The organism is Streptomyces sp. NPDC046203 (assembly GCF_040646255.1).
In the GTDB taxonomy this organism is placed as follows: domain Bacteria; phylum Actinomycetota; class Actinomycetes; order Streptomycetales; family Streptomycetaceae; genus Streptomyces.
The window spans coordinates 156,407-176,835 of sequence record NZ_JBEYZX010000004.1; the positions used below are offsets into that span (position 1 = coordinate 156,407).

Sequence of the window (20,429 nt, forward strand, 5' to 3'; positions counted from 1 at the left end):
GATCAACGGCTCCCTTGAGGATGACAGCGGTCACCGGTTCCTCAACACCTCTCCACAGGCTCTCCGCGAGTCAGCCCGTATTCCGCCCGGGGATCGAGCAGCAGCGGTACGAGGGCGCGCAGGGACTGCCGCAGCGGTACGAGGACGCCCGCGTCGCCGTCCGGTCGTACGGTCACCCCGTGCAGGGCCAACTCATCCCGTACATCCTGATATTGACCCTTCGTCAAACGGTAGGCGCAGGGCGGGTCCTGGAGGATGTCGCCGGGTTCCGCGGGGTCGTTGTCGGCACCGCCGAGGAGGATCGGGCCCCGGTCGGACAGACCGGCGCGGCGGGCCGCGGCGGTGGCGGCCATGAGGGGTCCGCGGCGCTCGTCGAGATAGTCGAACATCCCTTGTAGTGCCGCCTGTTGAGTGGATACCCGGCGCCGGTGATTGAGGGCCGGGTCGTTCTGCTCGGCCGGGTCGAAGGCGTCCTCGCGGGTCTCGACGAGCAGGCCGACGGCGTGCTTGAGGCCCGCGGTGTTGCGCAGGATGCGTTCCTGCCCGTCGCCCGCGACCTGCTTGACGGGCTCGCCGGTGACGGGGTCGGTCCAGATGCCGTAGGTCCCGGTGCTGAATCCGGCGCGCGTGGCACCGGGCCGTACGTACGACTCGGACAGGGTGTGCGCCTCGTCGTGGACCCGGGGCGCGGTGTTCAGGTTGCGCGGCCAGAGCGCGAGCAGGTCCTTGTCGTAGTAGCGCGGGGTGGCGCTGTACTCGTGGAGGTCGTAGACGAGTTCGGGGCGCCGGTCGCGGATCACCGCCGCGAGGGTGCGCGCCTCGGCGGTGGTGAGGGCGAGGTGGTCGCGGTTGATGTCGGTGCCGGAGCTGTTGCCGCGGGTGTTCGCCGCGCGGCCGTCGGGGTTGGCGGTGGGGACCACGAGGAGGGTGGTGCGGGCGAGGAAGCGCCGGGACGCGGCGTCCTCGGCGTACGCGAGATCGCGCAGGGTGCCCAGACAGGTCTCGCGGCCGGCGGGTTCGTCACCGTGCTGGGAGCAGATGAGGAGCACGGTGGTGGCACCGGTGCCGAGCGCGGCGAGCCGGAGCGGCCGGCCCTCGGCGGTGGTGCCGAGGGTACGGACCGTCAGGCGCGGGCTGTCGCGGTCGACGGCGGCCAGGAAGGCGGTCTCCTCGGCCTCGGTGGTCCAGCGGGCGCCGTCGCTCGTCTCGAAGCCCGTGCGCGGGAGCGCGGACCCGGACGGCGCGGCCATGCTGCCCGCCGCCTCGGTGGGGCCGGCGAGCAGGGGCAGACCGAGCGCGGCGACGGCCGCCGCGCCGGTGAACGCGTGCCGGCGGAAACGGGAAGTGCGGGTCATCGGACCTCACCGGGATTCGGGGCGCCGGCGCGCTTCGCGTGCGCGGGGCGCCGGTCGGGGCGACACGGTGCGGGGGCGGTGCGGGGCGGAAGGGGACGGCTCGGGGCTGTCCGGGGCTGTGCGGGGGCGGAGGGGACGGCGCGGGGCGGGATGAGGCGGATCGGGGCCGGGCCGTCACTCGCCCCACAGGAGTTACGCGGGGCGGGACGGGACGGCCGTCGCGGACCGGCCGCACACGTATCGGCATGGGGCGGAACGTATCCCGGCCTCCTCCGGCGCGGAAGAGCGCCGCCGCACGCGTGTCGCGGGTGAGGCGGACGCGCACGGTGCTACGGGTGAGGAAAGGCGCGTACGCGGGGGTTCGTGTCGACCGGATGGCGATCGTGTGACGGGAGGCGCTCTGGACGTGCCTGGGCGTCCGGGGTCTGATGGGCTCGCCATGGACCCGGCCACGCCCACTCGTGGCCGTACGTTTCTCACGACTTGGGGAGCACCCGTGCACCGCAGAATCATCGTTCCGAGCGCCCTCGCCGCCGCCCTGCTGCTGGCGGTCCCGTTCACGGCGGACGCCGCCGGCCGGGGCCCCGCGCCGAAGGCGGGCGCGACGCCGGGCGCGCCGGGCATCGGCGACTCGTACTACCCCACCAGCGGCAACGGCGGCTACGACGTCTCGCACTACGACCTGCGGCTGACGTACCAGCCCGCGACGGACCTCCTGGAGGGCACGGCGACGATCCTCGCCACCACCCTGCAGGACCTGTCCCGCTTCAATCTCGACCTCGGGCTGCGGGCGAGCGAGGTGCGGGTGAACGGCCGGGTCGCGGCGTTCGCCGCGTCCGGCGACCACGAGCTGGAGATCACCCCGGCGGCCCCGCTGAAGAAGGACACCCCGATATCGGTGGTGGTGAAGTACGCGGGCAAGCCGTCCGAGTTCACGATCGACGGCTGGTCGGCGTGGCAGCGCACCCCGGACGGGGGCGTGGCGGCGCAGGAGCCGGACTCGGCCGTGTGGTGGTTCCCGTCGAACGACCACCCGCGGGACAAGGCGACCTTCGACGTCTCCGTGCAGGTGCCGGACGGCACCCAGGCCATCAGCAACGGCGTGCTGGTGTCGCAGTCCTCGAAGCTGGGCTGGACCCGCTACAACTGGCGCTCCGACAAGCCGCAGGCCACCTACCTGGCCACGCTCGCCATCGGCAAGTTCGACATCACGACCGATGTCACGGCGAACGGTCTGCCCGTCCTCAACGCCTACAGCAAGGACCTCGGCGCGAACGCGGGCGCCGCGCGGGCCTCGGTCGAGCGCAGTACCGAGGTCGCGGAGTGGCTGGAGTCGGTCTTCGGCCCGTACCCCTTCAGCGCGCTCGGCGGCTATGTGCCGAACGTGCCCAGCGGTTTCGCCCTGGAGACCCAGACCCGGCCCTTCTACAGCCCCCGGCAGTTCGCGAACGGCTCCAACGTGTCGGTGGTGGTGCACGAACTGGCACACCAGTGGTACGGCGACAGCGTGTCGGTCGCGGACTGGAAGGACATCTGGATCAACGAGGGCTTCGCCCGCTACAGCCAGTGGCTGTGGTCGGAGAAGGAGGGCGAGGGCACGGCGCGGCAGCTGGCGGACTACACGTACGCGGCACGGCCGGCGGACGACCCGTTCTGGAAGGTGAAGCCGGGCGACCCGGGCGCCGACGACCAGTTCCACGCCGCCGTGTACGACCGGGGCGCGCTGGCGCTCCAGGCGCTGCGCGACGCGATCGGGGACAAGGACTTCTTCGCGATCCTCAAGGGCTGGCCGCGTGAGCACGCGTACGGCAACGCCCATGTCGGCGACTTCGTCCGGTACGCGGAGCGGGTCTCCGGCAAGCCGCTCGCGGGGCTCTTCGACACCTGGCTCTACCAGCCGGTGAAGCCCGGGGCGCGGGCGGCTGCGGCGGCGGGTCTGTCGGCGGCCTCGGGGGCAACGACGGCGAAGCCCGTCCAGCCGAAGTCGTGGCGGAAGATCGCGGCGACGAACACCATCCACGCGCGCGACGGGCACTGAGGGCGGGTCGGGCGGCGGGGCCGGGGCCCGGTCGGGGGGGGCGGGCCCCGGCCTCCGGCGAAACCAGGGGCCGGGGTACGGCCGCCGGGGCCGGGGCCGGCGCGTCAGCCGTCAGCCGTCAGCCGCGGTGGGCCTGCCACTCGCGGGCGAGCACGGCCCACTGCTGCTTGTCGTGGCGGACCCCGTCGTAGGTCCAGGTCTCGCGGCTGACCCCTTCCAGGGTCATGCCGAGCCGCTGGGCGACGGCGGCGCTGCGCTCGTTGTCGGCCCGGCAGTGCCATTCGGCGCGGTGCAGACCGCGCTCGACGAGGGCCCAGTCGAGGAGCCGGGTACAGGCGGCGGTGATCAGGCCGTGGCCCTCGCCGGCCGGTTCGAGCCAGCAGCCCAGCTCGCAGTTGCCGTCGGCGGCGTCGAAGGAGGTGAACATCACGCCGCCGACGAGGGTGCCCGCGCGCCAGATCCCGTAGAGCCGGCCGCCGTCGGTGGCCTGCCGCTCGCCGTAACGGACGAGGGTGCCGCGGGCACCGTCGACACCGGTGGTGACGAATGCCTGCCCGACCCAGGGACGGATGTGGTCGCGCGCCCGGTCGAGGTGGGCGGCGAACTCCTCGGCGTGCCTGGCTTCGAGCGGCCGGAGGACGGCGTCGTCCCGCAGCGGGAGGGAGAACATGGGGACCTCATTCACACAACAAGCGTTATGACTATTACCGTAGCAGCATGCCACGTACCAAGGGTGACCACGAAGCCCGCCGCCGGGACGTCTCCGAGGCGGTCTGGCGCGTCCTGGCCGCACACGGCTTCAGCGGCCTGACCCTGCGCGCCGTCGCCACCGAACTCGGCGCCACCACCGGTCTGCTGACCCACTACTTCCCGGCCAAGCGCGACCTGATCGCGTACGCCCTCGACCTGCTGCACGAGCGCACCGCCGCACGCCCCCGGCGGGCCGCCGACCAGGGCCTGGCGGCGGTCCGCGCCGCGCTGCTCGACATCCTGCCGCTCACCGACGAGGCGACCGCGAGCAACCGGATCTGGGTCTCCTCCTGGGACACCGCCCTCGCCGACCCGGCGCTGGGTGCCGACTACGCCGGGAAGTACGGCGACAGCCGGGACCGGCTCGCGGGGCTGATCGCGACCGCGCAGGCCCTCGGCGAACTCCCTCCGGGCGATCCGGCCGATCTGGCCACCGCCGCCCAGTCCTTCGCCCTCGGGCTCGTCGTCCAGACCCTCTTCAATCCGGCGGCCTTCCCGCCCGAGCGCCAGACCGCGCTGGTGGACGACTACCTGGCCGCGCTGGCCACCCGGTCGGCCTGAGTCCTGGGCGCTGGGGCTCTGGGGTTCTGGGGCTCTGCCGACGCCCGAGGCGCCCGGCTCGTCCCGGCCCCTCAGCCCCGGCCCCCTGAGTCCCGAGCCCCGGCCCCCTCAGTCGCCGAGCGCGAGCCGGACCCCGAAGGCGGCGATGACGGTCCCGGTGATCCGGTCGAGCAGGCGGCGGGCCTGCGGCTTGCGGAGCCAGCCGTGCAGCACCCGGGCGCAGCCGATCAGGACGGCCGACCACATCACACCGATGCCGATGTGCACCGCGGTGAGCATCAGCCCCATGGTGAAGTGGCTCGCGCCGGCGGGGATGAACTGGGGCAGGACGGCGACGTAGAAGGCGCCCATCTTGGGGTTGAGGAGGTTGGTGAGCGTCCCCTGCCGCCAGCCGCCGGTGACCGAGTCCTCCCCGGCGGGCGGCTCGGCCTCGCCGGCGCCGGTCACGGGCAGGCCCCGGAAGGTGTCCCGCAGCATGCGGACGCCCATCCAGACGAGATAGGCGGCGCCGGCCCAGCGCAACGTCACATAGGCGAGGTGCGAGGCGGTGAAGAGCGCGGTCACGCCCACGGAGGTGAGGGCGCCCCACAGGAAGGTGCCCGACTGGATTCCGAGGACGACGCCCCAGGCTCTGCGGCGCCGGCCGAGGGCGGAGGTGCGCAGGATCAGAGCGGTGTCGAGACCGGGAGTCAGGGTGAGAAGCCCTACGACGAGGGCGAAGGACCACAGCGAAGTGCTTATTGCCATGGAAGGCCAGCCTATGACACCGGCCTTCCGACCTGCGCACCCGCCCCCTGCGGGCCGCACACACCGCCCTCTTGGCTCCTTGCTTCCTTGGTCCGGGACGCGACGTCCGGCTACGCGCCTGCCCGGGCCGCGCGGCGGGCGCGGTAGGCCAGGGGGAGGTAGCGCAGCCGCTCGGGGAGGACCGGGACGACGAGCCGGACGACTCGGGCGATCCGGCGCAGCCGGCGTTCCTGGGTGTCCGTCCACGCGAGGCCGAGGGCGGCGCGGGCGTCCGGCGGCATCAGGCCGATGGTGAGGAAGGACCGGACGCGCTGGAAGGGGCCGCGCAGCCAGGGCCATGCCATCCGGAGGGCGAGCCGCAGGGGCAGCGGGCCCCGGTCGGGGGCCGGGACGGCGGCGTCGGGGTCGATCAGTTCGCGGACGACGACGGTGGCCTCCAGCTCCTCGTCGAGGACGCGCCGGTAGTACGGCCAGAACTCCTCGATCGTCTGGGGCATGTCGCGGTCGTGGATGCCGAGCACCCGGCCGACCTGGAGCCATTCCGCGTAGAGCCGCCGTTCCTGGGCCTCGGTGAGCGGGCGCGCGAGCAGCCCGAGGCCGTGCCGGTAGACGGGGTAGCCGGTGGCGTGCACCCACGCGTAGTGGGCGGGGGTGAGCGCGTGGTACCGGCGGCCGTGGGCGTCGGTGCCCTGGATCCGCTTGTGCATCGTACGGAGCCGGCGGCCCTCCTCCACGGCGGCGGGACCGCCGTAGATCCACAGCTGGAGCGAGCGCAGGGAGCGTTCGCCGCGGCCCCAGGGATCGGTGCGGAAGACGGAGTGGTCGTCGACGCCCGCGCCGATGGCGGGGTGGGCGACCTGCATGGTGAGGGCGGCGGGCAGCATCAGCAGGGCCCGTATGTCTCCGGCGACGGTCCACAGCACCCCGCCGACCGGCGGCGGTACGGGGTCGGGCGCGGCCTCGCGCCGGGACCGGCCCGGGGCGGGAGCGGACGGCTCGGCCGGCGCCTGGCCGGAGCCCGGGTGCGGGCGGGACATGCGGACGTGCTCGCTCATGCGGTTCCCTCGTGCCTGTTCGCTACGGCCTCCCAGGCTGCCCCGAGTCGCGTACGACCTGCAAGGGATGCGGGTACGCGAGGCCTGCCGGGCCGCGTACGGCGGGCGCGGTGCGGGCGGCGGGCGCGGTGCGCACGACGCGCGAGATCCGACGGCCCTGGAAGGCGCGGCAGCTCAAGAGGCCCGGGGCCCGAAGTCCCTCGGGCGGAGTGCGTCCGCTGCCGGGAGTGCCGGGAGCCGGACGGACCGGGCGCGGATACGACGCGGGGCCGCGACCCGGGCTCGATGGCCCGGGGCACGGCCCCGTACGGGTGTTCTCGGTGCGTCAGGCGCGCTGCGCGCCGACCGGCTCGCCGACGATGCGGCCGGCCAGGGCCTGGGCCCAGGCGTCGACGTCGGTGGAGAGCTCGCGCTCGGCGGCCTCGCGCTCGGTCGCGATCTGCTGGTGACCGGCGGCCAGGATGCCGTCGCGCTCGGCGATGCCCTCGGCGCGGGCGGCGGCGATGGCCGCGGAGCCCTCTTCGGTGGCCTGCGAGCGGATGCGGGCCGCGTCGTGGCGGGCCTCGGCCAGCTCGGCCTCGTACTGCTCACGGATGGCGGTGGCCTCGGCGCGCAGGTCGTCGGCGCGGCCGGTGCCGCCCTCGATCGCGTCCTCACGCTCGGCGAGCGTGCGGTTGATCTTCGGGAGGATCCCCTTCGCCAGGATCAGGAAGGTCAGGGCAAAGAGGACGGCGCCGAGGATGAGCTCGGCCCAGACCGGGTTCAGGGGACCCAGGTCCATGGGGAAGATCTGCTTGTTCGCGAGGGTCATGCGCGCATTCTACCTGCCCGCGAGGGCCGGCCGACCGGGGTGGGTGGCCGGACGCCGGCGGGAGGACGGCCGGGAAGGCGGCCGGGAAGTTGGCCGGCTCGTGCGCACCGCTCCATATGCGCGGCACCTGGAGGCTACCCGAAGGTAACCGCGGCTGCTTTGATGTGCGGCGCCGGTTCAAACCCCACTTCTTCCCCGGGAGTTTCAGTGCCGCTCGCCGCCCTCCGCCGGATCCCCGGCGCCGCCCTGTCCACGGCCGTGTCGGTCACGCTCGCCGCCACCGCGCTGACGGCCGCCGCACCCGCCGCCTCCGCCCAGGCCGCTCCGATCGCCCCGATCACCTCGATCGCCTCGGCCGGCCAGGCCGCCACCGCCCCGCACCTGAAGGTGCTGACGTACAACACGTTCCTGATGTCCAAGAACCTGTACCCGAACTGGGGGCAGGACCACCGGGCCGCGGCGATACCGGCCGCGTCCTTCTTCCAGGGGCAGGACGTCGTGGTGCTCCAGGAGGCCTTCGACAACTCCTCCTCCGACGCCCTGAAGGCGAAGGCCGCCGCGCAGTACCCGTACCAGACCCCGGTCCTCGGCCGCTCGAAGTCGGGCTGGGACGCCACGGGCGGCTCCTACTCGGCCCTGACGCCGGAGGACGGCGGGGTGACCGTGCTCAGCAAGTGGCCGATCGTCCGCAAGGAGCAGTGGGTGTACAAGGACGGCTGCGGCTCCGACTGGTTCTCGAACAAGGGCTTCGTCTACGCGGTCCTGGACGTGAACGGCACCCGGGTGCACGTGGTCGGCACGCACACGCAGTCCACCGACTCGGGGTGCTCGGCGGGCGAGCCGGCCCGGATCCGCAGCGCCCAGTTCAAGGCCGTCGACGCCTTCCTCGACGCCAAGAACATCCCGGCGGACGAGGAGGTCATCGTGGCGGGCGACATGAACGTGGACTCGCGCACCCCCGAGTACGCGACGATGCTCGCCGACGCGGACCTGGCCGGCGCGGACGCCCGCGCCGGGCACCCGTACTCCTTCGACACCACGCTCAACTCGATCGCCCTCGACCGTTACCCGGGCGAGCCGCGCGAGGACCTCGACTACATCCTGTACCGCTCGGGCCACCCCCGTCCGGCGGGCTGGACGAACACCGTGGTGCCGGAGCGGACCGCGCCGTGGACGGTCACCAGCTGGGGCAAGGACTACACGTACACCAACCTGTCCGACCACTACCCGGTCGTCGGGGACGTCGCGCCGTAGGACCGCGCGGCGGACCAAGCGGGACGGTGGTGGTCCTCCCCCCCCGTGGAGAGCCACCACCGTCCCTGATCGCCGCGAACGGCAGGTCACCGCGTGATCACCGGCCGGTCACCGGCGGAGCGCCTGCCGGAGCGGAACCCGCGTACCGGCAGCGGGATCTCAGTACCAGCCGGTGCACTTGATGTGGCCGGTGGTGTCGTTCCAGGCGCAGGCCCGCATCACATAACCGGCGTCGCTGTACGCCGGAGTGTAGGTGTCCGTGCCGTACTGCACCGTGGTCAAGCCGAGCGGGCCCGACCAGCTGGACCCTCCGTTGCTGGAGCGGTCGACCCACACCTGGTCGCCCGGGTCCGCGTTGGTGATACGGCCCCACGCACAGCGGCTGGACGTGCTGTATCGCAGCTCGATGTGGATGGTGTCGACGGTCGCCGTGCGCGGGGTGGTGGCGCTGCTGGTGCTGCACGCGAGGGTCCCCGTCGTGCCGGTGGTCGTCGTCTGGGCCGCCTGGGCCGTACCGCCGGCGACACCCAGCAGCAGGGCCATCGCGGACACCGCGATACCGGTGCGCTTGCCGATCTTCATCTGTTCCCCCTGATCGTGGAGCGGGAGGCGCCGGCCGCTCGGTGCGGCCCGCGCCCTTGCCCTCACACCTTCTCCCGGTGGCCCGACTCCGGGCGTCCACCGTCGAGTTGACCGGCGGGGTAAACCTCTGCGGTACACGGTCCGCAGCGCCCGCCGCCCCTGGCGCGCCACGACGGGCACGCCGGTCGGGCTCTACGATCGTCCGATGCGCTCCAGGGCCGCGTGGGCGGCGCGGCTTCGCCAGGTGGACCCCCGGGTCGTCGACACGGCCCTCGCTCTGGGGCTGATCGCCGCGACCGCCGGAGCCGGCCGCCTCTACCAGCCCCAGGGCTGGCCGCCGTTCGACGCGGCGGCGTACGCGCTCACCGTGCTCGTCGGCGCCCCGCTCGCCTTCCGCCGGGTCGCCCCGATGGCCGCCCTGACGGCCTCCTGTCTGGCCTTCGCCTGCTATCTCACCGCCGGTTACGTCCCCTCGCTGAACGTCTGGCTACCGGCCGTCGCCTTCTACAGCCTCGCCGCCCAACGCCCCTTCCGTATCGCCTCCCTGGGCGCCGGTCTGGTGGCGGCCGTCACGCTCTACAGCGGGCTGAGCGCCCCCGAGATCGGTCTCACCACCGCACTCATCCAGGCCGTCGCACTGCCCGCCGTCGTCTGGGAACTCGGCAACAACGCCCGCCGGATCGCCTCGCGCAACCGCCGACTCGCCCTGCTTACCGCGCAGTTGCGCGAGGCACAGGAAGAACGGGCCCGCCGGGCCGTGATCGAGGAGCAGCACCGCATCGCCCGCGAACTGCACGACGTGGTCGCCCACCACATGTCGGTCATCAACATCCAGGCGGGCATGGCCGGTTACGTCTTCGAGTCCGCCCCCGGCACCGCGCGGACCGCCCTCGACACCATCTCCTCGACCAGCCAGGAGGGGCTGAACGAGTTGCGCCGCATGCTGACCCTGCTGCGCTCCGAGGCCGAGAGCGAGGCCGCCGCCTGGGACGCGCCGATGCCCGGCCTGGCCCAACTCCCCGACGTGGCCGCGCGCGTCCGCTCCGCGGGCGTTCCCGTCGCCCTCACGACGACCGGCACACCCCGCCCGCTCGCGCCGGGCGCCGAACTGTGCGCGTACCGGGTCGTCCAGGAAGCCCTCACCAACGTCCTCAAACACGCCCGGCCCGCCCGCGCCACCGTCCTCGTCGTCTACGCCCCGGACCACCTGTCCATCACGATCACCGACGACGGTCACCGCGACCGTGACCGCGACCACGTCGGCCACGGTGGGCACCGGGATCCGGCCAACGTCGGGGCGCGCCCGGGACACGGCTTGATCGGCATGCGGGAACGGGCAAGGCTGTACGGCGGAAATGTCGACGCGGGCCCTCGGGCCGAAGGGGGTTTCGCCGTGCGCCTCAGACTGCCCGTCGCCGAAGGGACCTCCGGCCGGTGATCGACGTACTCGTGGTGGACGACCAGGAGCTGATCCGGTTCGGTCTGGTCACGCTGTTGCAGGCCACCCCCGGCATCAGCGTCGTCGCCGAGGCCGCCGACGGCGAGAGCGCGATCGAGCTGGCCGCCCGTACCCGCCCCGACGTCGTCCTCATGGACATCCGCATGCCGGGCATGAACGGCGCGGAGGCCACCGAGCGCATCCTGACCGCCGGGACCGACCCCGCGCCGCGCGTCCTGGTCCTGACCACCTTCGATCTCGACGAGTACGTGTACGCGGCCCTCCGCGCCGGCGCCTCCGGCTTCCTCCTCAAGGACACCGGCCCCCAGCGGCTCGTCGAGGCCGTCACCGCGGTGGCCCGCGGCGACACGCTCTTCGCCCCCAGCGTCACCCGGCGCCTCATCGAGACGTACGTGACCCACGCCGACCCCGAGGCGCCCGCCGACCCGGGCCGGGACCTGGACGTACTGACCGCGCGGGAGAGCGAAGTCCTCCGGCTCACCGCCCGCGGCCTGTCCAACACCGAGATCGCCGCCCGGCTCTTCATCGGCGAAGCCACCGTCAAGACCCATCTCAACCGCACGATGACCAAGCTCCACGTCGACAGCCGCGCCCAGGCCGTCGTCGTCGCCTACGAGTCGGGCCTCGTGGTTCCCGGGAGCTCGCCCCTGTGACAGGCCGTCCGGCACAGGACCTCCGACAGGCCGGTCCGCGGCCCGTCGCCGGGCGGGACGACGGGCGGGACGACGGGCCAGGCGGAGCGACGGGGAACGGGGCGTACGGTCCGTCAGCCCATGTCCGTCAGGAGGGCGTTCAGTTCCTTCTCCTGCCGCGCGGGCGACATCGGCGGGTTCGAGTGATCGATACCGAAGGTCTTGAGCACCGTGTCCATCTGCGCGTCGATGGAGGTCCAGCCGGTGTCGTCCAGCGGCTGCAACGACGCCTGGTCGGCGTCCCACAGGTCACGCAGCGACTGGGCGGCCGCGTGCGCGCCCTTCGCGTCCCCGGAGCGTGCGTCCTTGAGCGAGGTCGCGGCGAGGGTCCGCAGCGCGGAGACCTTGGCGGGCGGGAACTTCTTCACCGCCACGCCCGGAGCCATCCGGACGGCGGAGGTGTCGTCGGCCTCCGGCGCCGGCCCGACATGCGGCCGGCCGTGGGCCCAGACCAGCAGGCTCGTGGTCGCGACGGCGAGCAGTCCGATGCCGGCCAGCGCGACGCGCTCCTTGCGCGGGTCGCCGGTGGCCTGTGCGGCACGGGCCGCCTCGTAGGTCTCGGTCACGTCCGAGCGCGTCACGGTCAGATAGACCACCGTCGCCAGGATGAGGCCGAGGAAGATCAGGCTGGTGGTGAAGGTGCCCAGCGCGAGACCGGTCGGGTCCCCCGGGCTCTGCGCGACCTTCGGGGACGCGAGCCAGTCGCCGATGTTGGCGCCCAGCGGGCGGGTCAGGATGTAGGCGAGCCAGAAGGACAGCACCGGGTTCGCGCCGCACTTCCACAACAGCGTGATGGCCGCGATGAGGCCGAGCGGCAGCAGTACCGAGGCGCCCGGGCTCCAGCCGGTGAGTTCGAGGGTCCAGTCGCCGGTCGCGGTGCCGAGCGCGAAGGTGACGAGAACGGCGAGCCAGTAGAACGACTCGCGCGGAAGCGTCGTGACCGAGTGGATCGAGAGGGTGCGCTCGCGCAGCCACCACACGCCGAAGACCACGGCGAGCAGGACCGAGAACACGGCGGAGCTGATCCACAGCGGCACGCCGAGCCGGTCGGTGAGGATGTCGGTGTACAGCGTGCCCGTGACGCTGACGACGACCACGGTCAGCCAGTAGGGGAACGGGACGTACCGCTTGAGCCGCACCTGGACGGCCAGGACCGCCACCAACACGGCGGTGAAGATCCAGGCCGTGTTCACCAGGCCGACGCCCAGCTTCATGTCGATCCAGTCGGCGAAGCTCTCGCCGACGGTGGTGCACAGGATCTTGATCACCCAGAACCAGAGGGTGACCTCGGGGACCTTGTTGAGCATGAGGCGCCCGCTGCGCGTGCGCGCTTCCGCTGTCGTTGTCATACGGGGAGGTCTACGGGGGGAAACCTGCAAGCAACCTGACTACGTGGCCGCACGCGCGGCCGGGAGTGTCACCTCGACGTGACCGCGGCCGTCCGCGATCGCGCGGACCTCCGCGCCGGCGGAGGCGGCGATGCGCCGGACCACCGGCAGCCCGAGACCGTACCCGTCGCCACCGGTCACACCCGCTTCGAAGACCCGGTCGACGTCCGCGGGATCGAACCCGGGGCCGTCGTCCAGGACATCGACCACGATGACCTTCCCCTGGCAGCGCGCGGTGATCCACACACGCGACCGGGCGTGCCGCAGGCCGTTGTCCAGCAGGGGCGACAGCAGCGAGACGGCGACGTCGGGCGCCACGGCGGCCTCGGCCATCGCGGGAATGGCGACCTCGACCGCGCGGTCGGCGATCGCCTGCCGCGCGGCGCCGCGCAGAGAGCACCGGGCCTCGCCGTCGGTCCGTGCGCGCGCCGCGCGCAGAATCGTCGTGATCGCCGTATCGAGGCGGTCGACCTCGCTCAGCACCGCCTCCGGCGGCACCGGCTCGCCGGACAGCTGCGCCAGCTGCGCCTCGCCCCGCAGGACCGTGAGCGGTGTCCGCAGTTCGTGGGCGATCTCGTCGGTGAGCCGGCGCTCGTCCGCCAGCGCGTTGTCGACGCGCTCCAGGAGGCGGTCGAGGGTCTGTCCGAGTTCCCCGAACTCGTCGCGGGGGACTCCGAGGCCGAAGCGGCGCCCGGGTTCGTGATGGCCCCAGTCGTCGGCGCGGGCGGCCATCTCGTGCACGACCCGCAGCGCGCGGTGCACCACGAGGTGCGCGACACCGCCGGCGAGGAGGATCGTGAGGCCGCCCAGGATCAACGACAAGGTGAGGCTGCGCCGCTCGGATGTCTCGTAGGGGGTGAGGTCCACCCGGACGATCACCATGACGTGGTGGCCGTCGAGCGGGACCCGCCGCGCGTACAGGAGGTAGTCGCCGGCCGACGCGGTCCGCGACCGCCCCGAGTCCGCCAGTTCCTCGACGCGATCGACCATGCTCGCCGGTACGTTCCCGTCGATCAGGCGGCCGTCGGCGTACACCCAGGCGACCTCGTCCAGTGCCTCGCTGCCGTTCTCCGTCAGTACGACACGGCCGCCCTCGGCGGTGACGTTCGCCGCGACCGCCTCGGCGCGGGTACGTGCCAGATCGTGCGCGTCGGCGTCCGTCACCCGGCTCAACAGCACGTGCGAGACCACGACCAGGACCGCGACGACGCCGGTGGCGATCAGCACCGTGAGCGCGACGACCCGCTCACGGAATCCCGTCACAGCCATCGGTAGCCCACGCCGCGGACGGTCACCAGACGCTCGGCCACGCCCAGCGGCCCGAGCTTGGTCCGCAGCCGGCGCACGAACGAGTCGAGGGTGTTGTCGCTGACCTGAGCTCCGTGCGGCCAGCCGGCGGCGACGAGGGCGTGGCGGCGTACCGCGTCGCCCTGCGAGGCGATCAGGCGGCCGAGCAGCCGGAACTCGGTCGGGGTCAGACTCTCGCTCACCGAGCCGTGGGTCACCACGTGCTTCGCCGGATCGAGGACGACCTCGCGCGGTGCGGGCGCCACGGCGGCCCGGCGCAGGAGGGCTCGGACCCGGACCAGCAGTTCCGGGATGTCGAAGGGTTTGGTCAGGTAGTCGTCGGCGCCGGCCTCGAAGCCGCCCACCTTGTGGTGCAGGCCGTCCAAGGCGGTGAGCATCAACACCGGCACGTCGACGCCGCGAGCCCGAAGGGCCAGGCAGACGTCGCGGCCGTCGGCGTCCGGGAGTCCGAGATCCAGGACGACCAGATGGGGCGCCGGCACGAGCTGCCGCAGCAGGCCGCCGGCCGTGGCGGCGACCGCGACCGTGTGGCCGTCGTACTCCAGGGCGCGCTTGAGGACGCCGCGGACCGCCGCGTCGTCTTCGCACACCATGATGAAAGCCACGTGCCGACCCTAGATTGTCGCGTCCCCGTTCTCCATCCGCCCTGATCGGCCTCCTGACGGTCGTGAGGCGCGCCGGCGCCGCACGCCCGTGCCCCGCCGCACCGCGACGATCCGGCGGCTCGGCCGGCCGAGCCGCCGCAGCGGCAGCAGCGGTTTCGCGGGAGACCACATCGGTCGCACGTATCCGGTGCGGTACTCGACGCGGACTCAGTAGGCGCCGCAGAAGACGCCGTACGCCCAGAGGGCCACCATGCCCCCGACGCAGAGCAGCACCACCCCGGAGCCGAGGCTCGTGTGGCGTCCCGTGCGGACGCGCCGGGTACGACGGGTGCCCCGCTCGCGGGCGGAGCGTGTGCGGGAGCGGCGCGGGGGCGTGGACGCGGCGGCGGAGGGGGCCGCGTCGGCGGCGGTCTCCGCGAGCAGACGCCGGCAGACCGCGGCCAGCTCCGTCGTACCGGAGGTCAGATCGACCACGGCTTCCAGCCGGGCGGGCGCGGTCGTGCCACCGTCCAGGATCCGGCCCGCCCTGACCAGTGCCTGGTCCCGGCCGCCGGTCGGCGCCAGGCTGATCCAGCGGCGTACGTGCTCGCCCCGGATCACGACCCCGCCCCCGCGTTCGCGGTACACGGTGTGTTCCCGCCACAGGACAGCGGCCAGCTCGCCGGCCGTCTGTCTGAGTGGTGTCTGCATTCCCGTCCCCCTACCCATCCCCCTGTTACGAACAGGCGCACGACTCTAGTGCCCGCCACGGCCCGCTCTCCCCCGCCGTGGTGCCGTACGGTCCCGCCGTGGTCCCGTGCGGCCCCACCGTGGTGCCGTGCGGTCCCGCTACGCCCCGAAGTCGTACACCGTGACCGGTATCCCCCGTGCCACCAGCCGTTCCTCTATCAACGGCTCGACCCGCGCCCACTGTCCGCCCGCGAGCCCGCACCCGATACGCGGCATGTGCACCGACGCCCCCAGCTCCGCCGCCTTGGCCGCCAGCAGCCCGAGCGCCGCGTCGATCGCCTCGTACCGCACCGGTGCTCCACCGCTCCGCCCCCGACGCATGCCCCGCTGCCCGATCAGATTGGCCACCCACACGAAGGGACTCACCTGGACGAACTGGGCCGCGCCGAGCCCGAAGTCGTTGCCGTTCCGCTCGCGGTGCCAGCGGCGGTACGCCGCCTCCGGCTCCGGCCAGCGGCGCGAGACGGCGAGAACGAAACCCTTCCCCCAGCCGCCCAGGTCGTTGCAGACATGCGCGACGATCTTGACGCCCTTGCCGTGCGGCGCGGTGGCATCCCCTCGTACGTACGCGATCCCGTTCATGAGCTCACCGTACGAGCGACCACTGACAATCCGGCCCTGCCCCGGCCATGCCCGCCCCCTCCCCGATTCCGCCTGATCCCATCCGATCCCGCCCGATCCCACCGATGTTCGATGTCTTTTACAGCAACGGTGAGACAGCAATACTGTTGAATCATGGTTCACGCGAGCGACGCGCACGACGACGGGCAGCGGGCGGGCGCGCCCGGCGGCCCGGCCGACCCCGTCTACACCGTGGACGAGCTGGCCGCCCGCGCCGGGGTGACCGTGCGGACGGTGCGGTTCTACGGGACCCGGGGGCTGCTGCCGCCGCCCGTCATCGGACCCCGCCGGGTCGGCCACTACGGGCCCGCCCATCTCTCCCGGCTCGCCCTCATCGAGGAGCTCCAGCGGCAGGGCATGACGCTCGCCGCGATCGAACGCTATCTGGAGCAGCTGCCGCCCGACCTCAGCGCGCAGGACTTGGCGGTCCACCGCGCCCTGGTGGCCTCCTGGGCGCCCGAGTCGGCGGAGGAGACCACCCGGCAGGAGCTGGAACGGCGGGCCGGGCGACCGCTCGCCGACCGGGACGTGGACCGGCTCGCCGCCATGGGAGTCCTCGACAAGGGCCCCGACCCGGACGTGTTCCGGCTCGACGGGTCCCTGCTGCGGCTCGGCGTGGAGCTGCTCGACGTACCCATCGAGCACGAGACGATCCTGGCCTCGCGCACCGTCCTCCTGGAGCACGCCCGCAGCGCGGCGCACGAGCTGGCGCGGCTGTTCCGGGAACAGGTGTGGAACCCGTACCGGGAGAGCGGAGAGGACCCGGACCACCTCAGCGCGATGAAGTCGCTCTCGGCGCATATGCAGCCGATGGTGGTCCAGGCCCTCGTCACGGCCTTTCAGCGGTCCCTCAGCGAGGAGCTGAGGAGCGCGTTCAGGACACCGCCACCGCCGGCGTCCTGAACGCGCCCGCCCGGGCCCCGACCGTACCCGCCGATCGCGCCCGCCCGGGCCCCGGCCGCGGCGACCCCTCCGATCACACCGACGGCGCGTCCGTGAAGACCTCGCCCCGCTCGGCCTTCTCCACCAGGAGGGCGGGCGGGGTGAAGCGCTCGCCGTAGGTGGCGGCCAGCTCGCGCGCCCGCGCCACGAAGCCGGCGACGCCGCCCGCGTATCCGTTGACGTACTGGAGCACGCCGCCGGTCCACGCCGGGAAGCCGATGCCGAGGATGGAGCCGATGTTGGCGTCGGCGACCGAGGTCAGCACGCCCTCCTCGACGAGCCGCACGGTGTCGATGGCCTCGGCGAAGAGCATCCGCTCCTTCATGTCCTCGAACGGGATCTCGGCGTCCGGCTTGGCGAAGTGCTCGCGCAGCCCCGGCCACAGCTTGCCGCGCGCGCCGTCCTCGCCGTACTCGTAGAAGCCGGCGCCGCCGCTGCGGCCCGGGCGGCCGAACTCGTCGACCATGCGGTCCACGACGGCCTCGCCGGGGTGCGCGACCCAGGTGCCGCCGGCCTCCTCGACGGCCTTCTTCGACTCGTTGCGGATCTTGCGGGGCAGGGTGAGGGTCAGCTCGTCCATGAGGGAGAGGACCTTGGCCGGGTAGCCGGCCTGCGCGGCGGCCTGCTCGACGGAGGCGGGCTCGATGCCCTCGCCGACCATGGCGACACCCTCGTTGATGAACTGTCCGATCACCCGAGAGGTGAAGAAGCCGCGCGAGTCGTTGACGACGATCGGCGTCTTGTTGATCTGCCGGACCAGGTCGAAGGCGCGGGCCAGGGCCTCGTCGCCGGTGCGCTCGCCCTTGATGATCTCGACCAGCGGCATCTTGTCGACCGGCGAGAAGAAGTGGAGACCGATGAAGTCGGTCTGCCGCTCGACGCCCTCGGCGAGGGTGGTGATGGGCAGGGTGGAGGTGTTGGAGCACAGCAGCGCGTCGGGCTCGACGACGTGCTGGATCTCCTGGAACACCTTGTGCTTGAGCGCGGTGTCCTCGAAGACCGCCTCGATGACGGCGTCGCAGCCGGCCAGGTCGGCCACGTCGCCGGTCGGGGTGATCAGGCCGAGCAGGGCGTCGGCCTTCTCCTGGGTGGTGCGGCCCTTGGCGACGGCCTTGGCGCACAGCTTCTCGGAGTACGCCTTGCCCTTGGCGGCGGCCTCGGTGCTGACGTCCTTGAGCACGACCTCGATGCCGGCGCGGGCGCAGGAGTACGCGATGCCGGCGCCCATCATGCCGGCGCCGAGCACGGCGACCTTGCGGACCGGGCGCGCGGCGATGCCCTGCGGGCGGTTGGCGCCGGAGTTGACGGCCTGGAGGTCGAAGAAGAACGCCTGGATCATGTTCTTCGCGGTCTGGCCGGTGACCAGCTCGGTGAAGTAGCGGCTCTCGATGGTGAGCGCGGTCTCGAAGTCGACCTGGGAGCCCTCGACGGCCGCCGCCATGATGTTGCGGGGCGCCGGGTAGGGCGCGCCGTTCAGCTGCTTGCGCAGGTTGGCGGGGAAGGCCGGGAGGTTGGCGGCGAACTTCGGGTTCGACGGGGTGCCGCCGGGGATCCGGTAGCCGGGCACGTCCCAGGGCTGGCGCGACTCGGGGTGGGCGTCGATGAAGGCGCGGGCCTTCGCGAGCAGGTCCTCCGGGGTCTCGGCCAGCTCGTGCACGAGGCCGCTCGCGAGCGCGCGCTTCGGGTTGTACTGGGTGCCCTGGAGGAGCACCTTCAGCAGGGCGTCGGTGATGCCCATGAGGCGTACGGTGCGGGCGACGCCGCCGCCGCCCGGGAGCAGGCCGAGGGTGACCTCGGGCAGGCCGATCTTGGAGCCGGGCGCGTCGAGGGCGATCCGGTGGTGGGAGGCGAGCGCGATCTCGTAGCCGCCGCCGAGCGCGGCACCGTTGATCGCGGCGACGACGGGCTTGCCGAGGGTCTCGATACGGCGCAGCGCGTCCTTCATCTCCAGGGCGGCCTCGAAGATCGGCCGGGCGTCCTCGGGACCGGCCTTGATCATGTCCTTGAGGTCGCCGCCGGCGAAGAAGGTCTTCTTCGCGGAGGTGTAGATGATGCCGCGGATGGAGTCCTGCTCCGCCACGGCGCGGTCGGCGACGGCCTTGATGGAGGCCCTGAACGCCTGGTTCATGGTGTTCGCGGACTGGTCCGGGTCGTCGAGGACGAGGGTGACGACGCCGGTCTCGTCCTGCTCCCAGCGGATGGTGGTGCTCTCGCTCATGACTGATGCTTCTCCGTAAGAGGGGTTCGGACCGGGTGGTCAGAAGCGCTCGACGCGCTCGACGATGGTGGCGATGCCCATGCCGCCGCCGACGCACAGGGTGACGAGGCCGTAGCGCTTGCCCTGGCGCTCCAGCTCGTCGACGACGGTGCCGAGGATCATCGCGCCGGTGGCACCGAGCGGGTGGCCGAGCGCGATGGCGCCGCCGTTGACATTGATCTTGTCGAGGGAGACGCCCATGTCCTGGGCGAAACGCAGGACGACGGCCGCGAAGGCCTCGTTGATCTCGATCAGGTCGATGTCGTCGATGGTGAGTCCGGCCTTGGCGAGCGCCTTGCGGGCGGCGGGGGCGGGGCCGGTGAGCATGATGGTCGGCTCGGAGCCGGAGACGGCGGCGGAGACGATCCGGGCGCGCGGCGTGAGCCCGTAGCGCTCGCCGGTCGCCTGCGAGCCGATGGCGACGAGGGAGGCGCCGTCGACGATGCCGGAGGAGTTGCCGGCGTGGTGGACGTGGTCGATCGCCTCGACCCAGTGGTACTTCTGCAGCGCGACGGCGTCGAAGCCGCCGAGTTCGCCGATGTCCGCGAAGGACGGCTTGAGACGGCCGAGCGAGTCGGCCGTGGTGCCGGGGCGCATGTGCTCGTCGTGGTCGAGGACGGTGAGGCCGGCGCGGTCCTTGACGGGGACGACGGAGCGGTCGAAGCGGCCGGCCTTCCATGCCTCGGCGGCGCGCTCCTGGGAGAGGGCCGCGTACTCGTCGACGTCGCGGCGGGTGAAGCCGCCGAGGGTGGCGATGAGGTCGGCGCCGATGCCCTGGGGGACGAAGTTGGTGGCGATGTTGGTCATCGGGTCGGCGAACCAGGCGCCGCCGTCGGAGGCCATCGGGACGCGCGACATGGACTCGACGCCGCCGGCCAGGACCAGGTCCTCCCAGCCGGAGCGGACCTTCATCGCGGCCATGTTGACGGCTTCGAGGCCGGAGGCGCAGAAGCGGTTCTCCTGGACGCCGGCGACGGTGTCGGGCAGACCGGCGGCGATGGCGGCGATCCGGGCGATGTCGGAGCCCTGGTCGCCGACGGGGCCGACGACGCCGAGGACGATGTCGTCGATGGCGGCCGGGTCGAGGCCGGGCTGGCGGGCCTGGATCTCCTGGATCAGGCCGACGACCAGGTCGATCGGCTTGGTGCCGTGCAGGGCCCCGTTGGCCTTGCCGCGGCCGCGCGGGGTGCGGATCGCGTCGTAGACGTACGCTTCGGTGGTCACGGTGGTGCCTTTCACATGAGGGTCGGATGCGAGGGCCGGGCGGCCGGCGGT

General features: G+C 72.8%; 19 protein-coding genes. 6 read left to right on the plus strand and 13 right to left on the minus strand.

Going from position 1 to position 20,429, the window contains the following annotated elements; genetic code table 11:
• Positions 1-41: 41 nt before the first annotated feature.
• Positions 42-1,355, minus strand: a complete 1,314-nt coding sequence (locus tag ABZ990_RS05180) for a M14 family metallocarboxypeptidase (RefSeq protein WP_361225472.1) — start codon at positions 1,353-1,355, stop codon at positions 42-44.
• Positions 1,356-1,851: 496 nt separating this feature from the next.
• Here ABZ990_RS05180 and ABZ990_RS05185 point away from each other — a divergent pair, with 496 nt between their 5' ends.
• Positions 1,852-3,393 (plus strand): M1 family metallopeptidase, encoded by a 1,542-nt coding sequence (locus ABZ990_RS05185; protein ID WP_361225475.1) that lies wholly within the window; start codon positions 1,852-1,854, stop codon positions 3,391-3,393.
• A gap of 118 nt (positions 3,394-3,511) precedes the next feature.
• Here the strand turns inward: ABZ990_RS05185 and ABZ990_RS05190 are convergent, their stop codons facing one another.
• Positions 3,512-4,063, minus strand: coding sequence for a GNAT family protein (locus ABZ990_RS05190; RefSeq protein WP_361225478.1), 552 nt, complete (start codon positions 4,061-4,063; stop codon positions 3,512-3,514).
• A gap of 47 nt (positions 4,064-4,110) precedes the next feature.
• Between ABZ990_RS05190 and ABZ990_RS05195 the strand changes: the two genes are divergently transcribed.
• Positions 4,111-4,704 (plus strand): TetR/AcrR family transcriptional regulator, encoded by a 594-nt coding sequence (locus ABZ990_RS05195; protein ID WP_361225481.1) that lies wholly within the window; start codon positions 4,111-4,113, stop codon positions 4,702-4,704.
• A gap of 108 nt (positions 4,705-4,812) precedes the next feature.
• Here the strand turns inward: ABZ990_RS05195 and ABZ990_RS05200 are convergent, their stop codons facing one another.
• The 3 genes from ABZ990_RS05200 to ABZ990_RS05210 all read right to left on the minus strand — a co-directional run bounded on the left by ABZ990_RS05200 (position 4,813) and on the right by ABZ990_RS05210 (position 7,317).
• Positions 4,813-5,451 carry a LysE family translocator gene (locus tag ABZ990_RS05200; RefSeq protein WP_361225484.1) on the minus strand — a complete coding sequence of 213 codons (639 nt, stop codon included), beginning with the start codon at positions 5,449-5,451 and terminating at the stop codon, positions 4,813-4,815.
• Positions 5,452-5,561: 110 nt separating this feature from the next.
• Positions 5,562-6,506, minus strand: coding sequence for an oxygenase MpaB family protein (locus tag ABZ990_RS05205; RefSeq protein WP_361225487.1), 945 nt, complete (start codon positions 6,504-6,506; stop codon positions 5,562-5,564).
• 325 nt (positions 6,507-6,831) lie between these two features.
• Positions 6,832-7,317, minus strand: coding sequence for a hypothetical protein (locus tag ABZ990_RS05210; RefSeq protein ID WP_361225490.1), 486 nt, complete (start codon positions 7,315-7,317; stop codon positions 6,832-6,834).
• A gap of 162 nt (positions 7,318-7,479) precedes the next feature.
• Between ABZ990_RS05210 and sph the strand changes: the two genes are divergently transcribed.
• A complete protein-coding gene (sph, locus tag ABZ990_RS05215) occupies positions 7,480-8,571 on the plus strand; it encodes a sphingomyelin phosphodiesterase (protein ID WP_361225493.1) in 1,092 nt (363 codons plus the stop codon).
• Between the two features lie 159 nt (positions 8,572-8,730).
• On the opposite strand, the gene ABZ990_RS05220 is transcribed toward sph, so the two are convergent.
• Positions 8,731-9,153 carry a DUF2690 domain-containing protein gene (locus ABZ990_RS05220; RefSeq protein WP_361225496.1) on the minus strand — a complete coding sequence of 141 codons (423 nt, stop codon included), beginning with the start codon at positions 9,151-9,153 and terminating at the stop codon, positions 8,731-8,733.
• A gap of 205 nt (positions 9,154-9,358) precedes the next feature.
• Between ABZ990_RS05220 and ABZ990_RS05225 the strand changes: the two genes are divergently transcribed.
• Positions 9,359-10,591, plus strand: coding sequence for a histidine kinase (locus tag ABZ990_RS05225; RefSeq protein WP_361225499.1), 1,233 nt, complete (start codon positions 9,359-9,361; stop codon positions 10,589-10,591).
• Positions 10,588-11,265 carry a response regulator transcription factor gene (locus ABZ990_RS05230; protein WP_361225502.1) on the plus strand — a complete coding sequence of 226 codons (678 nt, stop codon included), beginning with the start codon at positions 10,588-10,590 and terminating at the stop codon, positions 11,263-11,265. Before ABZ990_RS05225 ends, ABZ990_RS05230 begins: the two co-directional genes overlap by 4 nt.
• A 113-nt stretch (positions 11,266-11,378) precedes the next feature.
• Here the strand turns inward: ABZ990_RS05230 and ABZ990_RS05235 are convergent, their stop codons facing one another.
• From ABZ990_RS05235 to ABZ990_RS05255, 5 genes are all read right to left on the minus strand, one after another.
• Complete coding sequence (locus ABZ990_RS05235; RefSeq protein ID WP_361225505.1) at positions 11,379-12,653, minus strand: hypothetical protein; 1,275 nt, start codon at positions 12,651-12,653, stop codon at positions 11,379-11,381.
• 39 nt (positions 12,654-12,692) lie between these two features.
• The gene (locus tag ABZ990_RS05240; RefSeq protein WP_361225508.1) at positions 12,693-13,961 is read right to left on the minus strand and encodes a HAMP domain-containing sensor histidine kinase; all 1,269 of its coding nucleotides are present in this window, start codon (positions 13,959-13,961) and stop codon (positions 12,693-12,695) included.
• A complete protein-coding gene (locus ABZ990_RS05245; protein WP_361225511.1) occupies positions 13,952-14,605 on the minus strand; it encodes a response regulator transcription factor in 654 nt (217 codons plus the stop codon). Before ABZ990_RS05245 ends, ABZ990_RS05240 begins: the two co-directional genes overlap by 10 nt.
• Positions 14,606-14,812: 207 nt before the next feature.
• Entirely contained in the window at positions 14,813-15,295 is a 483-nt protein-coding gene (locus ABZ990_RS05250) for a hypothetical protein (RefSeq protein ID WP_361225514.1), read from the minus strand.
• 138 nt (positions 15,296-15,433) lie between these two features.
• Entirely contained in the window at positions 15,434-15,916 is a 483-nt protein-coding gene (locus ABZ990_RS05255) for an Appr-1-p processing protein (RefSeq protein WP_361225517.1), read from the minus strand.
• 153 nt (positions 15,917-16,069) lie between these two features.
• On the opposite strand from ABZ990_RS05255, the gene ABZ990_RS05260 reads away from it, so the two are divergent.
• Positions 16,070-16,858, plus strand: a complete 789-nt coding sequence (locus tag ABZ990_RS05260) for a MerR family transcriptional regulator (RefSeq protein WP_361225520.1) — start codon at positions 16,070-16,072, stop codon at positions 16,856-16,858.
• Between the two features lie 73 nt (positions 16,859-16,931).
• On the opposite strand, the gene ABZ990_RS05265 is transcribed toward ABZ990_RS05260, so the two are convergent.
• Positions 16,932-19,115, minus strand: coding sequence for a 3-hydroxyacyl-CoA dehydrogenase NAD-binding domain-containing protein (locus tag ABZ990_RS05265; protein ID WP_361225522.1), 2,184 nt, complete (start codon positions 19,113-19,115; stop codon positions 16,932-16,934).
• Between the two features lie 39 nt (positions 19,116-19,154).
• Positions 19,155-20,378: an acetyl-CoA C-acetyltransferase gene (locus ABZ990_RS05270; protein WP_361225525.1), complete on the minus strand. Its 1,224-nt coding sequence runs from the start codon at positions 20,376-20,378 to the stop codon at positions 19,155-19,157.
• Between the last annotated feature and the right edge of the window lie 51 nt (positions 20,379-20,429).